Annotated in this window: 10 protein-coding genes; 2 read left to right on the forward strand and 8 right to left on the reverse strand. The window is 38.1% G+C overall.

What is annotated here, in order from left to right; genetic code table 11:
* Positions 1 to 329: 329 nt before the first annotated feature.
* Positions 330 to 4,331 carry a S8 family peptidase gene (locus tag BI350_RS15275; protein WP_075528933.1) on the reverse strand — a complete coding sequence of 1,334 codons (4,002 nt, stop codon included), beginning with the start codon at positions 4,329 to 4,331 and terminating at the stop codon, positions 330 to 332.
* A gap of 515 nt (positions 4,332 to 4,846) precedes the next feature.
* Here BI350_RS15275 and BI350_RS15280 point away from each other — a divergent pair.
* On the forward strand, positions 4,847 to 5,398 hold the full coding sequence (locus BI350_RS15280; protein ID WP_075528934.1) for a tyrosine-type recombinase/integrase: 552 nt from the start codon (positions 4,847 to 4,849) through the stop codon (positions 5,396 to 5,398).
* 298 nt (positions 5,399 to 5,696) lie between these two features.
* Here the strand turns inward: BI350_RS15280 and BI350_RS15285 are convergent, their stop codons facing one another.
* From BI350_RS15285 to BI350_RS15295, 3 genes are all read right to left on the reverse strand, one after another.
* The gene (locus tag BI350_RS15285) at positions 5,697 to 6,287 is read right to left on the reverse strand and encodes a hypothetical protein (RefSeq protein WP_075528935.1); all 591 of its coding nucleotides are present in this window, start codon (positions 6,285 to 6,287) and stop codon (positions 5,697 to 5,699) included.
* A 23-nt stretch (positions 6,288 to 6,310) separates the two neighbouring features.
* Entirely contained in the window at positions 6,311 to 7,024 is a 714-nt protein-coding gene (locus BI350_RS15290; RefSeq protein WP_075528936.1) for a nuclease-related domain-containing protein, read from the reverse strand.
* A gap of 234 nt (positions 7,025 to 7,258) precedes the next feature.
* On the reverse strand, positions 7,259 to 8,401 hold the full coding sequence (locus BI350_RS15295; protein WP_075528937.1) for an S-layer homology domain-containing protein: 1,143 nt from the start codon (positions 8,399 to 8,401) through the stop codon (positions 7,259 to 7,261).
* Positions 8,402 to 8,643: 242 nt separating this feature from the next.
* On the opposite strand from BI350_RS15295, the gene dacB reads away from it, so the two are divergent.
* Positions 8,644 to 10,086 (forward strand): D-alanyl-D-alanine carboxypeptidase/D-alanyl-D-alanine endopeptidase, encoded by a 1,443-nt coding sequence (dacB, locus tag BI350_RS15300; protein ID WP_082295118.1) that lies wholly within the window; start codon positions 8,644 to 8,646, stop codon positions 10,084 to 10,086.
* Between the two features lie 370 nt (positions 10,087 to 10,456).
* On the opposite strand, the gene BI350_RS15305 is transcribed toward dacB, so the two are convergent.
* From BI350_RS15305 to BI350_RS15320, 4 genes are all read right to left on the reverse strand, one after another.
* Positions 10,457 to 12,637, reverse strand: coding sequence for a 5'-nucleotidase C-terminal domain-containing protein (locus tag BI350_RS15305; RefSeq protein ID WP_075528938.1), 2,181 nt, complete (start codon positions 12,635 to 12,637; stop codon positions 10,457 to 10,459).
* Between the two features lie 703 nt (positions 12,638 to 13,340).
* Positions 13,341 to 14,018, reverse strand: coding sequence for a sugar transferase (locus tag BI350_RS15310; protein ID WP_245698271.1), 678 nt, complete (start codon positions 14,016 to 14,018; stop codon positions 13,341 to 13,343).
* Complete coding sequence (locus BI350_RS15315) at positions 13,954 to 14,940, reverse strand: Rossmann-fold NAD(P)-binding domain-containing protein (protein ID WP_155767548.1); 987 nt, start codon at positions 14,938 to 14,940, stop codon at positions 13,954 to 13,956. Before BI350_RS15315 ends, BI350_RS15310 begins: the two co-directional genes overlap by 65 nt.
* Positions 14,941 to 15,017: 77 nt before the next feature.
* Positions 15,018 to 16,250, reverse strand: coding sequence for a glycosyltransferase family 4 protein (locus BI350_RS15320; protein ID WP_082295119.1), 1,233 nt, complete (start codon positions 16,248 to 16,250; stop codon positions 15,018 to 15,020).
* Between the last annotated feature and the right edge of the window lie 5 nt (positions 16,251 to 16,255).

Here is a 16,255-nt window from a genome sequence, read left to right on the forward strand (position 1 = left end):
TTCCACAATTCTTTAATTCCCATTCCCGGTAAAATTTGGTGCTAACGAGATTTTGATTCGTGGTTGGTTTTTCACTAATTTACAACAACAGGGTTCATTTAAACGATTGTTGATATATTTTGAGTGGATTTTTTCACATAGGATGTGTGTTTTTTATTTTACTAACCAACCCATTATAGAAATTAGTCATTCACTGTCAGAATAGTGTCTGAGTTGTGTGAGTGACTGTCACTAGAGACAACTAGAGACAGACAAGATACAATACAAAAACCAAAAACCCCTCGACCTACATTAATCAAGGGGTTTCTGGTGCCAGGCATTAGATATTATTATTTCTTTTTTGCTTGTTCAGTTCGATAAAGAAACGTTGAAAATTGTCCTCTTGTTACATAGTCTTTAGGTCTGAAATCTACCGTTTCGGTCGTGATATCATGTTGTATTAAGATTTTCACGTTTTCTCTATGTGATGGACTAACGTTTGATAAATCCACCGCAACTTTCTTTCCATTATCTACTAAACCATAGGCTCTAACAAGAATGGTCGCCATTTGTTCCCTAGTCAGAGAATCGTTCCCATTAAATAATTTATTATTACCAACAAAAATGTTGCTTTGGTACGTTGCTGCAATTTCATTTGCATATACATGATTAGCATTCACATCAGTAAAGTTGTTAAGAACTGTTGGAACATCTTTAGGCACAGGGAGGTTTAATGCCCTTGTGAAAAGTACTGCTGTGTGTGCACGACTAATTGTAAGTCCCGGTTTAAATTCTTTTGAACCATTCTCTTTTGTATAGCCATTAATCACACCTTTTTGGGTCCAATACATAATCCCTTCATAATGTGAGTTGTTTTTATTTACATCTATAAAGCTTGGATCAGGTTTTATTGAAATGGATAAATCGTATGGTGTAACGCTTGGAGTGTTGACTGCTTCACTCACCTCAACATAATATTTCCCTTCGGAGACTGTAAGTGTACCTATTTCATCGTCGCCAGCACCGTAATAATCAAAGTTACCTACAAGCACTCCTTTTTCATTGTACACTTTCATAATCCCATCTAAACCTGGTCCAGCCTTTAGCGTTAGTGTTGCTTTTCCTTTATTTTCGACTTGGAATATATAATAATCTTTATCGCCAAAAGGAATGCCGGTGTTAAAATAACCTTTTCCGACTAGCTGGTCTTTTTCTACTTCAAGCGAAAGTGGCTTAGACGGAATATTATTTTTAACGATTGAATCATGATCCTCATCCACGCGGTTCGTATCGTGCAATTGGAGGCTCAATTGTTGTAAGGATAAGCCTTCCGAAAAATTCACTAACACGATAAAATAGCCAACATCTTGTTTCGCTTTAAAGGAACCATTGACCGCGAAAGAAGGATCTAAAGTGTTAGGATAAAACTGTAAAAACTTATTATACTCATCTTCATCAATTTTCTTATTTCCGTTTGTATCTTCAATAATTGCCATGCCAACAACTAACTCATTATTTAAGGCAGCCGGTAATTGGGATTGTTTCTCATTCGTTAGTTTCTTTGGAAGTGCATGGACAGTAAATATTTGTGATGCATCTTCATTCTTATAATAGTAATATTGTTCATGACCATAGATGAAATAATCTTCATAAACTTCGCCGCGCTTCATTTCCTGAGCAAACTTTGGTTTACTCTTATTGTCAGATTTTGCAACCGGAACGTCTTTAATCCGCTTTACTAGGAATGTATACGGATCAATCGAAATCCCTTCAAAGTTTAAAATCTGTAGGACATAAGTTTTGTTTGCTTGCAAAGCGACTGCGCCTTTAAGGGCCGCTTTTTCATCAAAAAAGCTATATAAATCTAAGACTGGAAGTAGATCATGTGTGGCTTCGTCATATTCATAGACAGTGACATATGGAGATTGATTTTCTCCCTGCTCCACATTTACTTCATAAATCGCATCTTCATTTGGCTCGAATTGATAATAGTCCTCATCCTCTTCGAATTGGAAGTATCCTTGTCGCTTGGCTCCAACTTTAAACGGAACGGCGTGTTCTAGTAGTTTGTCAACTTCAAACTCCTCAAACATACGCTCTTCTTCCTCTTCTTCCTTTGAATCTTCTCCTTCTTCCTCTTCTTCGTAGAACCAATCTTCATCAAAATCGCCTAGAAAATCATCGTTTGGCAAGCCGTCTTCATCAGGTGGTAAAATGACTTTTTCAATGGTTAACTCATAAGGAAGACTAGATCTTCCGATTTCTGCTTCCTCATCATCAAAGAAGCCTAACAGAAAATCCCAAATGTCAAAATCACCAAATTGCGGCTCTCCCGCTACTTCTAACACATATTCAATACCTGGTAATGCTTCAAAAAAAAGTCTTTCTGCCCCACCAATGCCATTTTTACTTGCCAATGCAATCCAGTCGCCACCTACACCAAAATCAATTTCTTCTTCGAAGTCAATCTCTTGGTTAAACGATTCTGCATCGTACACAGCTAATGAAGTATCCACTCCTGGTAAAGCGGCTAAATGAATTGATACGAGCTGCTCTTCTTGTACAGAAAAAGTAAAGTAGTCATAATCCGCAACGTCTTGTTCTTCAGATAACAATGTGAATGGCCCCTCATTATCTAAGGAAGATTGATAAGGTAGTTTAATTGGAATCATATTGTCAGTGGATAAGTCATCCAAAATCAACTCAGACAACTTCTCTGCAGTAAATGTATATTCTGATCTACCATTTAAACTGTAATTTCCATTCGCATCACGTACTTTAATTAATAATGTGCCATCTGCTTCCGCCTCAAATAAATAACCTTCTATTCCGCCGGCTTTCGCATCATTTATTAAAATGGGTTCATGTGACTTCCCTCTTTTCGGAAAATACGTGATCTCATATTGATAATCATAAAGTTGAGAGCCGGACAAGATGGTTTGTAGCTTCTCGCCTTTTTTAATAGGTGTTTGATAATAATGAACTTCACCCGGTTTAGTAAACGTCCCTGTTGCTTCGTGTTTACCTGTGTCTGGAAGTACCTCGGCTTTTTTCAGCATTTGGTTTTCAGGTATTTGCTCAGCACGTTGCGGTAATTTTTCAAGATCATAGGTTAAGGCTGCAACTGGGTTCACGAGTCCATGCCCAAATGTATGGTCATAGCCTTTTTCTCCTAAATCTGTTGCCGTATGCTCAAGTAATGCTTGGATTTCATGTGGTAATAAGTCAGGATACTTTGATTTGATCAAAGCAACAACTCCAGCAACGACAGGAGAAGCCATTGAGGTACCACTTGCTTCCATGAATGATGAGCCTTTCAAAGGATTAAAAATCGCGCTATACACATCCACTCCCGGTGCCACAAGATTTACGGAGGGACCATAATTTGAAAAATAGGCTAGGTTTTTATTTCTATCGATGGCTCCCACACTAATGACCCCGTCATAAGATGCTGGGATGGAATATTCATCTGTTTCTTCGTTACCAGCAGCTGCGACAACAGTAATGCCTGCGTCAATTGCCTGTTGAACAGCCTCTTTAAAAATAGACGACTCAAAGTAACCACCTAAGCTCATGTTGATGACATCCGCGTCTTTCTCAATTGCGTACATGATTGCTTCCGCAAGCACATAGTCTGATGCCCCCCACTCACCGTTAAAAACGTCAATTGGCAATATTTTTGCATTCGGACTGACGCCGTGCCCGCCAATTCCGTTATTCATCGCCGCTCCAATAATTCCGGCAACATGTGTGCCGTGAATGTCTAATGCTTGTCCAGCTGCCGGGTTCGCAGCATTATAAGGCGGCAAAATTTGCGATTTTAGTTCTGGATGATTTTGATCAATTCCCGTATCAATCACAGCAACGGTGACTGGGTGATTTCCAGCATGTTCTAACGCCTGGTCAATATTTAAAAGTGAAAGGTGGTACATATTGTTTTTCTTGGGATCCCCTTGACCACCAAGTTTTTTATATTTCATACTTGGTTGGACACTCACAACGTCGTTTGTATTCGCGTAATAGCGAATCGCTGTTTGTATCTTTTGTCCTTTATTAAGTTTCACAACATCATAGCCAAGTGATGGAATTGATTTTACAACAGTCATACCTGCTCTTTGGTGTACAGAGTTCGGTAATCTTTTATTATATTTAACTACTAAAGTATCCGTACTGATTTGTTCCTTGAGTTCTTGTTGACCTTTTTTGTATGATTGAATCTTAAGGCTATTCTCAGATGTATTGAAATCGATTTCGTATTCTTCACTTACACTTTCTGTTGCTTGTACATAACTAGGTACTAGTAACATGACAGCTAGCATAAGTAGAAGAATAGATTTGAATCCTTTTTTCATTCGTCATCCCCCTCGATATTCAGTGCAATATTCGGTGACAGTCACTTACAAAATTTCAACGTTAGCATTTGTATGATCATTCTCTAACTTTCTGGCATACTTTTCCTCCTAGATAGTTTAAAGAAAATTATACCATTTCAAAAAATAAAAACCAATCTTATCATCGCTAAAGGTGCCAGTCACCCACAAAACTCAGACACTATTCTGACAACCGTGCAACATACTGAAGAATCCAGCCCCTTTATCAAGGAATCTATTGAGGGTATTTTCGGTTATCGAAACAATCGCTAAATCTTATAACGAGATTTTAGTAATCTAATTGATTTAGATATCAACCGACGTTATCCATTCACAATAATTCGCCCTCTCCTTATCCATTCCACGACTCAATGCTATTGCCTTGTGACCGGCAAGTAATTGTTTTAGAACCTGTCACCATAACTCCAAATGTTTAAGAATCTAAAATATCCCCCATGCTATTTACAATAAATATGAGTATGGAGTGAGAGCGCGCAATGATATTTGGTAAAACAAATAACTACTATTCGATTGAAGCCATTGAGGCAGTCCTAAAGACAATAAACCTTACAGTCCCTATTGAGAAGAAGCACTTTTTGATTTTAAGCTTACTATATGAAACCGGGGCCAGAGTGAATGAAATCATTCATGTTAAAGTAGAAGATATTGATTTATCAAGTAATCCTCACATTAAATTAAAATCATTAAATACAACTAGAACGGTTTCTTTATCAAACCAAGTTACCAAACTTATACGGCAACATATAACAACAAATGGTTTATTGGATAATCAAAGGCTTTTCTATCGCGCTTTAAATATTTCATGTGCAGAATTATGTAGATACCTTGGTATTTATATAAAAAGAGCCAGAATTAAACATCCCAATTTAATTCCGGATTTCGATTCCATTCGTGGTTTCAGAATAAGCAGAGCCAACCACCTACATCAAGCTGGTCTTAGCATGGAAGAACTTTGTTACATGCTTGGTCACAAAAATACCAATCAGACAAAAAGGTATATCGGAATCCTTTACCACGCCTCAAGTTGATAAATGCGATTGTAAAGAAATAACACCGCTTTGGGCGTTACAAATTGTAAGGATCTAGTACTGAGAACAAAATGCGCCTTATCTTCAAACAGTACAAAACAGAAAAAAGCCCTTCGATCGCAGGGCTTTTTCATTGGTATTAATCCTTCGCTGTTGTCAGAATAGTACCTGATTTGTATGAGTGACTGGCACCGGATGTCAGATAGACTTTTTGAAGGGCTGACCGCTTTGCCCTTTGGTATCAATCATCGCTGTCGGAATAGCGTCTTAGTTGTATGAGTGATTGTGGACCCAAAGCTTATTTCGTTTGCAAAGGAATTGTAAACTCATCGCCTTTGTCTGGTTTCGGTAATTTTCCATCTTGTTGATCAACCAATAGGACATTTTCAATTTTCAACTCAATCGGTTGTCCTGTGGCATTAGGAAACTTAAATAAGTAGATTTTCATTTGACCTGGCGCAACCTTTTTTTCGTCTATTGGATGCGATGGGAACGATGTTGCATATTCACCTTCACTCGTTACCAAGGTTACAGTAGAAGCTGGTGCCCAGCCGAATGACATACTGAATTCGGGGTTTGTATTTTCCACTTGCATTTGTAAATCATAACCGTCGCTTTGTTCAGCAAGAGAAAAATCGGAAAAGATTAAATGAGTGGTTACGTAAGGTTCAATAGTAGAAAGGTTAGGTTGTTCGGCCACATCCCTTTCGTCGGAAGAATCAGGCGTGTCCGGATCCTTAGTGTTTTCCTCGGTAGCTAACTCTTTTCTAACTTCCTCTTCGATTTCTTTCCGAATTTCTTCTTCCGATTTACTTGGCTCATTGCTATCTGAACAAGCAGTTAGTGCCAAAATAGCGGTAAAACATAGTATGAATAATTTCCATTTCATTTCTAACACTCCATTTATCTATATTATTGCATTTTTAATAATTTGTTTAGTTTGGTTAAATCGGAGTCTCTTATTTGATTCCTTGAGACATAAGTCGTTATGAAGTTTAATAATTCATCCGAAGTTGTAAATACATGGCCTTTTTCAGTTTCGACTTTCACTTTCACCCGATCATTCGAGAAGAAAACAATACCTTCAATCCAAACATCCAAGTCATTTGCTTTTAAGTAATTAGATAGGAAATATACTTGCCGCCCGACTTGTTTCATTGGATTTCTCATTTCATTTGAATACTGTCCGCCTTTTCTTCCGACTTTATGTTGGATCCAAACACGGTCCGCTCCCTTTCCTACGATTGTTCCGTTATGGTTTTTCACTTCGACGACAAAGACTCCATTACGCCCGACAATTATATAATCCATTTCTGCCTGACCGTCATCTGCAGCAATCCGGACAGAGTTATACGACTTATAGCCAGCCGGAAGTTTTTCAAGAACATTGGCAACTTTAGTTTCACCCTGTAGACCTACACGGAGAATGGCATATTTTCGCCAAAAAATAATCCCGGCACCGGCGAATAACATTGGCGCAAGGTGCAGGGCATTTTGAAAATGAAAAATGCGTAGAAAAAAGAGTACCATGTAAAGAATTGGAGGCGTCCAAAAAATTATAGATAATAGCAAGTATTGATTGGCTTTTTTTCTTAGCGTGTGTCTATCACTATGTAACTGAACCATTCGCACTCCTCCTTTCAAATCTAATAATTATAAAAATGTGAATATCTATTAAATTTTACCATTTATACAACTAGTTTAATAGCCCTAGTTTAAGTCTGATTGTCTTGTTTTGAGCGTGTGTTTTCTCCTACCTGATGTAGTAACGTCTAAGTTGAATTGTTTGGGTAATGACCGGACTTTACCAGAAAAAGTCCCTCAACCGATTGCCCGGCTGAAGGACTTTTTTCTTTCATCTCAATTACTTTCATCAGAATAGTGTCTGAGTTGTGTGAGTGACCCAGATATAGCACCTGATACACCATCTAAGGATTGCTCAATTTCCGGAATCGATTGCTGCATCCGATATCGATTGGGGGCATATAACAATTGCGCAGTTGTATAAAAGTTATCATCGTGAACTGAAAGTAACGTTACATAATAGTTTTTATCCCAGCTTGTTATTAATTTTGAATAATTATTGGAGTGGAAGAAATAATCTTCTCCAAATTCCTCTGCCGCTTCCCAATGAATTACGTTATGTAATGCTTCCATTTCATAGTATGTATCGTAGGAGATTATGTATGGCAAGAAATCATATACAATAAAACTTAATTGCCCATATTCAAAATAATAGTATAAGTGAACATAATAACCGTACTTAAAGGTCTCATAGGTTAATTTGGTAATATGTCCTTCAACCTCTTTATTTACTAGTCTTGCAGATTCAATTTTTTCTACTTGCCCAACATTCATATCGAAGCTTACACCACGTGTAACTCTTTTCGCAGGTTGGTATGCCGGATTTAAAGCCCTTGCCATAAAAGCTGCAAAATGTCCCCTAGTTACAGTATTTTTAGGTCTAAATGTACCATCAAGGTATCCCGTTGTAATGTCATTGGCCGCCAATTTGGTGATATAAGAATATGCCCAATAACTAGTAGGGACATCTATAAAGTTTACGTGATTTACGCCATCTAGTTTAAAAGCATTCACTAAAATCCTCGCCATCGATTCCCGTGTAATCGGTAATCCGGGATTGAATCTATCTGCTTTAGGAATAATTCCTTCATCAACTAACGCGGCAATTTCTTTAAAACCGCTAGTTGTAGAAAATACATCAGAGAAGTTTGGATTTGGTCGCCCATTAAAATTCAATTTTAAGGCCCTTGCTACCATCATAGCGGCCTGTCCATTGGTGACAGCATTACCCGGTTTAAAACGCCCATCTGGATACCCCCTAATTATATTCTGGCCTACTAAATAATCGATTTCCTCCTTGTTAGAGTGATTGTTTGGCACATCCCTAAATTGCTTACCGGTAGCTTCTACCGAGGATCCTTGTATGATGTTGCCAAATAAAGATAAAAATAAAATTACTACAATTAATACTTTTCTCATATAAACAAACCTCCTAAACCGTGATAAAAATACTATCCCATACAGCTGGGTATAGTGTTGTTCGGTACACAGACACTCACACAACTACTTATTTTGCTTTAGATTTGCGTGAGTTACCGCACCGGATATTATGAATCAACAATAATATCAATAGTTATAGTATACTATAACTATTGAAGATAATTAGGTCCATAGTTTGATTTCCAACGCTATGGTACTACATACTAAGGTGGGGAAACTATTTGCAGAAACGTTTAAGGATTTACCTCTTATTGATTTTAATGGTAGTCGCTTCCATTATTCCGTTTACGAATGCGGAAGCGAACAGCAGTTTAACGTTGACGGTGAACCAGCAGCTAGCCGGAACAAAATTTTCTATGGCGATTCGCGATTTACATAGTGGCAATCTAGTCTATGAATACAATGGAAATAACCGCATTTCGCCAGCTTCGACATTAAAGCCTTTGACAGCCGCAGCTGCTATGAATGTACTCGGTGAGGATTATTTCTTTTCCACTCAAATGCTAATGGATGGAACGATTCAAAACGGTGTATTGCACGGAAACTTGTACCTCCGTGGCGAGGGGGATCCGACACTACAAGTAAAAGACTTTGTGACGTTTAGTAATACATTGAAGAGATTAGGAATCAAACAGATTAACGGCAACATTTATGGAGACGAGACGTGGTTTAGCGGCAGTCGCTTATCCCCTGGTATCCATCCAAATGATGAAACGTTTTACTACGCAGCGCCGATTTCTGCGATAACAACTTCCCCAGACAATGATTACGACGTCAGCACTGTAATTGTTACCGCCACTGCATCTAAAGTCGGGAGTGTACCGAGTATATCGGTACATCCAAATTTGAGCGGTTTACGTATCATTAATAGTGCGAAAACGGGAAGCCGTGGAAGTAGAAATACATTAACGATTCGAAGAAAGCACGGAACCAATCAAGTCATCGTATCTGGCAACTTACCACAAGGAACCGGAAAAAAAGAATGGGTAACGATGTTCAACCCTACGTTAAGCACACTTCATTCATTCAAAAATACATTGGTCGCCCAAGGCATTCAATTTGCCAATGGATCCACAGTTACTTACGCTAAAGTTCCTACTGGCGCTGTTTCGTTAGGGACAAAACGCTCCCTAACATTAAAGCAACTGATGCCGACATTCATGAAGTTAAGCAACAATGGAATCGCTGATATTCTCGTCAAAACGATGGGGAAACGTGTTCATGGCACGGGTGACTGGGAACATGGAATTCAAGTAATCCGAACGTACGGACAAAGCATCGGATTGGGGATGGATGAATGGAATTTTGAAGATGGATCGGGAATGTCTCATTCAAATAAAGTGAACGCCATTCAACAAACATTATTTCTTGTCAAACAGCCACACGAAGCGCATTACGCTACGTTGCTAAACAGTTTCCCTAACGGTGGAAATAGCAATCGACTGGTTGGCGGAACGTTGCGCAATCGCTTTACTGAAACCGCTTATAGAAATCGTGTCATCGCAAAAACAGGGAGTTTAAATGGGGTAACCGCTCTTTCAGGATATACGCGCGCATCCAGCGGAAAATGGTATGCTTACAGTATTTTAGTAGAACACCGTAAAGGCGTCTACTACGCTCGACAAGTTGATACGATTACGAAAAAAATCATTTCGACGTACTAGGCGGTTTGTTGGGGTGCATGAGCCCTGTGCGAATCTTATCCTTGTATGACTAATAAGAATGACCTTATTAGAGTGTCCCAAAAAAAGAAGTAACCGCCCCCCATACTGGACTGATTTGAGCCAGTGAATTAGGCAGTTACTTCTTTTTATGTTTAGTGCAAAATGAATAGGACGATCATTACCGATTTTGATGAGCTGAAACAACCATTCTCTATTTCCTACTGCAACATTGGGAGGTAACATCCAGTACAAGTCACTTCAACCTGTTATTGCGGTTTAAGAACAAAAAGAAAGGCTCCACAGAGATTACTCTCTGTGAATCCTTTCTTCATTGGGATATCAAGTTTGTGTGAGTGACTGGCATCGAATATTACTTATTCACAGCAGCACTCTCAACTTGTTTAGTATTATAAATAAAGTTTGAGACTATTTTAACCGCTTGTTGACGTGTTGCTGAATGATTCGGCATATATTTTCCTTGTGAACCAGTAGCAATGCCAAGTTCATAAAGCATGGAGATCGCGTTTATTGCTTCATCATCATAGCGACCGTAATCAGTATAAGGCGCTGTTACATTGGCAATGTATTCCTTGCCTGTATGCACTTCAAAAGCACGTTTGATCATGAGCGCCAACTGTGCACGAGAGACATTTTCTCCAGGGGCGAAACTACCATCCCTACCGATAACAATGCCATTTTCATAGGCAGCTGCAATCTCTTCTTGCGTTTCGACTGCCCAGCCATTGAGGTCATCGAATGGCGCCTCATGCTCGGCTTTTAAATCTAGTGCGCGAACGATAAGTGATGCGGCTTGTGCACGAGTCAAGTTTCGATGCGGGGAATACGTTGCTTCGCTCGTACCATTCACCATATCGCGATAATAAAGATCTGAAATGTAAGGGTATGCCCAGTCGTTATAAGATAGATCATCAAATGGGACTTTCGCTAGAATACGACCTTCAATTCCTGTTGTAATCGTTTCAAGCGATTTCATATGGTCAACGAAATTCTCCCAGTCGCTAAAGCCAGGTTCACTTCCTCGACCTTCTTTATATGCTTCTTCTAACATCGTATAACCATCCCCACCCTTAGCGGTGAAAACGTTTGTTGTAATTGTGTACATTTTATCCATTTCAATTTCTTTTTCGTTAACAATCATGGATAGAACACGGTTTCCAGGTTCTGCTTCGCCGTCAAAGACAAGCTGCATGCCAGAAACATGAAGGAAACCACCTGACTCCGCAGGATAATCTTTTACAGAATGCTCAAATACGGCTTTCAGTTCTTCACCGCTTAATTCCATAAGTGCGAGTGTATTCCCGAATGGGAGAACGGAAATCGCTTCCCCGTACGTAATTGGCCCAGTTGGGATCGATTCACGAATTCCACCCCCATTTTGGAAAGCGATCACTGTGTCTGGATTAATTTCTTGAGCTTTCTTAAGCATTCCATCAGTAATGACGTTTCCAAGATTCGTTTCACCAGCTCGCACACCACCAAAATCACGAAGTCCACTTAGGAATACCCCAGCTGTTGCGCCAGTTGGTCTTTTCTCCGTTTCGGTTACTTGGTCAGTGTATTCTTTAATGAGCTCGGCTGCTTCTTCATCAATTTCAGCATCCTCACGATTGACTGTATGAAGAACGCCGTTATAATCGGTAATTACGCCATCTTTATCAAATGTGACATCCAGCTGACCAAGAAACTTATTGTATTCTTCAGTCTGGACAATAAGTACCGGTTCCGTATCTCCATTCACAACATAGGGCTCGTCCAGTTTGGTATGTGTATGCCCGCCGACAATAATGTCAATACCTGGAACACCTTTTGCTAGCAGGATGTCGTTATCTACTAAGTCTGAATCATCAAAACCAATATGTGTAATAGCAATAATTTTATTCACGCCAGCCTCTGTAAAAGCGGCTACCGCTTCTTGCGCTTCTTCTATATAGTTTGTAAATGTAATGTTTCCAGGGCTAGAGATATCCGCCGTTTCTTCTGTAGTTAATCCAAAAATACCAACCTGTTCACCATTAATTTCTTTGATAATGCCATTATAGATGTGACCATTCTCTGGTTCATCGGTAATGGTTTTCGATTGAAGACCATCGAAATGATCATCTTTGGAGAAGTCAACGTTTGTGGCAAGGAAAGGGAATTCTGCGCCTGTGACAAACTCTGATAATGCTTGATGTCCATTATCAGAACCGCCAAGATCGAATTCATGATTACCAAAAATCATCGCATCGTACTGAAGGTAATTCATGACAGCCAAACTCGCTTGTCCTTGAAACTCATTGAAATAAAGTGTGCCAGAAAAAACATCACCTGCATCAAGAAGTAGATTCACAGGGTTTTCTTCACGTAACTTTTTCACGAGTGCCGCACGCTTAGCTGTAGTTTTAAGATGTGAGTGCGTGTCGTTCGTATGCAAAATTGTCAATGTGAAATCATCAGTAGCTGTTCCGGTTGCTGCCATGACAGGGTTGAAAGTTACTGCAGAGAATAGTAGAATAGCTACTGCTATCCCTTTGAAGAAAGTGTTCCTCATTTTTACACCATCCTTATCTTTTTTGGACTAACTAGCATTCTAGTAAAGCCTATCATGTTATCAATTAACGGACAAATCAAGCCATTCTAGTATTCAGTCTGAAGCAGTCCAGTCGCTCACACAAATTATAACGAACCATTACGATTTGTTAATTTGATTGCTTAAACAGTTTGAAAGTTGGATTCCCGCTTTTATTTACGGTTTCTACAATTGAGCAACTGTTGGAGGATTTACCGAAATACGCTTTATTTTTCGCGAAAAAATGCAATCAGAAAAGACTTGGTTATTTATCGCCATCGTCTTTCCTAACTACGTATCGTAAAGGTGCATTGTGGCACAATTTAAGTTCTTATTCCATGTCCATTTTTATGGGGCTTGACCACTGGCACCGGGTATTTATTTCAATTTTAGAATTACTGGAATTCTGATAAATCATTTTATTATTCGTTATACTGAAATCGCCTCCTCTTATCTTAGTGTCACCATATAAACATAGTTCAATTATACTACAACCCGAAATGAAAACATACTTAATAATCGCAGTATTATTATAAAACCTCGATTTGCACGAAGCTAAATCGCTTCGTACAAATCGAGGTTATCTTAATCTAGCATTTTAATTAAACTATACTTTCCAATATTCTTACATGCTACTTCTCACCAATTATCCAACTTAGATTAGGCCATTAGAAATGTCTAAACTTCAAATAGCCCCCTTACCAAACACCGTCTGGTAAATCGTCATAAACAAGATTTTCATATCTAGCATCATTGATCTATTTTCAACATAATACAAATCATTCTTGATCTTTTCACCATGATTACTATCGCTACGCCCATTTACTTGAGCCCATCCAGTGATACCAGGTTTTACGAGTAAACGTTTTTTTTGTTCAGAGCTATAGCATCGTGTAATCTCAACAATTTCTGGTCGTGGACCGATGACACTCATATTTCCAATTAGTACATTCAAAAACTGTGGGAGTTCATCTAGACTAGTCTTTCGAATGAACCGCCCTACTTTCGTTACATTCGGATTAATACCATCTGTTGTTTTAAAAAAAAAGTCATCTGGAACACCATTCTCCCAATTATATGGGGATTCTTTCTCACCTTGAATTGTACCTTTAGTCTCTTTCATTGATCGAAATTTATAGATAAGAAACGGCACATCATTTAGCCCAGCTCTCTTTTGTTTGAATAAAACAGAACCTCTATCTTCAATAATGACCGCGACTGATACGCCTATTAATACAGGTGACAGCAATATCAGCGCAATCGAACTAAAGACAATATCGAATAAGCGTTTAAATATTCTATATAAAGGTTTCTTTTGCATAGTGGAGGTTTTTACGGTCTTCCTCTGTAAATTGTTTCTCATCTTTTAATCCTCCATATCCATTTGCTATCCCGATAATTTGTGTAGGACTTTTAATGCGATCTACAATAATAGATCCCGCTTCACCAATAACTCCACCAGCAACCAGTTTCATACTCCCTACTTGATTAGAACCAATCACAGTATTAAAAAACTCATTTTCATCAGATAAAGATGTTATTCCTGCAAATAAAAATGGGTTGCCCAAACGAACATCCAATCGTAAAACGGAAACATCTTTTTCTAAGGCAGCAGCAATAAATGTTCCTTGGAAATTTCCAATACCTCCATCTATCGCAAAACCACTTGGCTTAATATGTATAGACATTTTAGTTTCAATGATTTTTTCACTTGATAAAAATGATATTAACCCATCATATTTAAAGTCTATATGTTCTTGATGGGGTCGCGCAACAGCACATGAATACCTAGGCTTTATCATATTTAGAGTGGTTACTATAGATTGAATCTTCTCGGGGTCTCGTCCCTCTATGAGTACGTCTACTTCTCTTTCAAGTAGGCGCAGCGCCAATTTAAATGCAATATTTCCCGTACCATAAACAAGAACTTTTTTACCAGCTAAATCAACACCCAACTGATGCAATATTAATTGATCTGCTGCCTCTAGTGTTACATCATTGGGTTTATACGGAAGTACTCTAGACCTCTTAATAACTTCGTTTGCGATTTCCATCAAATTGATTTCTTGTTTTCTCTCAACATCGATTAGAATGTTTTCTATCTGACCATCAATTTTCCTGAAAAGTTCTTGGGCTAATTTCCGATCGGTTAATAGAATATTTGCAACAGGTTGGCCATTAAGATTTTTATCTGGAAGTCTACTGATTTGTACAGAATTTCGTGAAGTAGTACTTATTAATAGAAGACTATATTGATTTATGTCCGTAATTAATGCTTCAAGCATGTCATGTGCCACACTTTCCTTTGTGATAAAACTACAAAAAATTAATCTTATAACGTCTGATTTCGAGCTATTAACATTCACTCATTCAGTTGCTTTAAAAACTGATTTGAAAGTACTTCCCAACTACAATGTTCTGATATAAACTGATAACCTAACTCTCCAAGTTCCTCTGCCTGCCTATGATCATTATTTAACGCAATAAGTTTTCTTACTAAATTCGCAGATTGATTTTTTCGTATTAAAATACTTGGGTTACTTTCATGTAAAGCATCTTCCTCAATGTCTGTCAAAATAATAACTGGTAATTTTGCCGCCATATAATCATACATCTTATTCGGACTGATACCCCAATTAAATACAGGTGAATCATGAAGTGGAAGAAGCCCCACATCGGCCTTATTTAGGAAACTAGGTATATAATCTTTATTTATAGGTTCTAGAAAAGTTACATTTTCAATATCCTCTTCTAATTGTCTCTTAAGTAGATTTTCCTTATGTACCCCATTACCTAATAATATGAAATGAATATCATTTTCTTTTTTATTTAGTAATTCTTTTGCTGAATCTAATACCATATCCAAATTGTTGGCCATGCCATGCGCACCTGTATAAACCACTATGAATTTCCCTTTGACCTTGTCGAAAATCTGCTGAACTGATGAGGGAAGTTGTTCATATGATTTTTCATAATTATCTAGCGCCACACCATTGGAAACAACCATTAGCTTTTCTTCTGGAACACCATTATCTATCATATATTTTTTAGCCTTATCAAATAGAAGCAATACTTTATCTGCAGAATTAATTAACCATTTCTCTATTCTTTTTAATACCCTTACCTTCAAGCTATTCGGAGACACGCTACCTAGATCAATCATAGATTGTGGCCATAAGTCTCTTTCTTCGAATATGAAGAGAGCTTTTTTATTCTTCGCCACTTTGGCTCCCGCAATAGCAGCAAAGGGATGCATTAGTGACCCTATCACATGAGTCGGATTGTCATTAAGTTTATTCTTTACAAAAAAGGATTTAAAAGAGTACTCAAACATGTTTATAATCCGTTTATAATCATTCTTTTTATACTTAACCGTCTTAAGCCAAACAAACCTAACTCCATTTACAACTTCTATTTGATACCATTCATTTCTCTTATATTCGCGTTCCTCTACCCTTGTTTGATAATTAAATGATGATGCAATTATAGTAACTTCTATGTTTTTCTGCACCAATTCCTTGGCTAAATCGTAATGTCTAGTAAATCCAGCTGAACCAGGTCCAACCGCATAATGATTAAATATCCAAATATTCAAAGTAA

This window comes from Sporosarcina ureilytica (assembly GCF_001753205.1).
Classification (GTDB): Bacteria; Bacillota; Bacilli; order Bacillales_A; family Planococcaceae; genus Sporosarcina; species Sporosarcina ureilytica.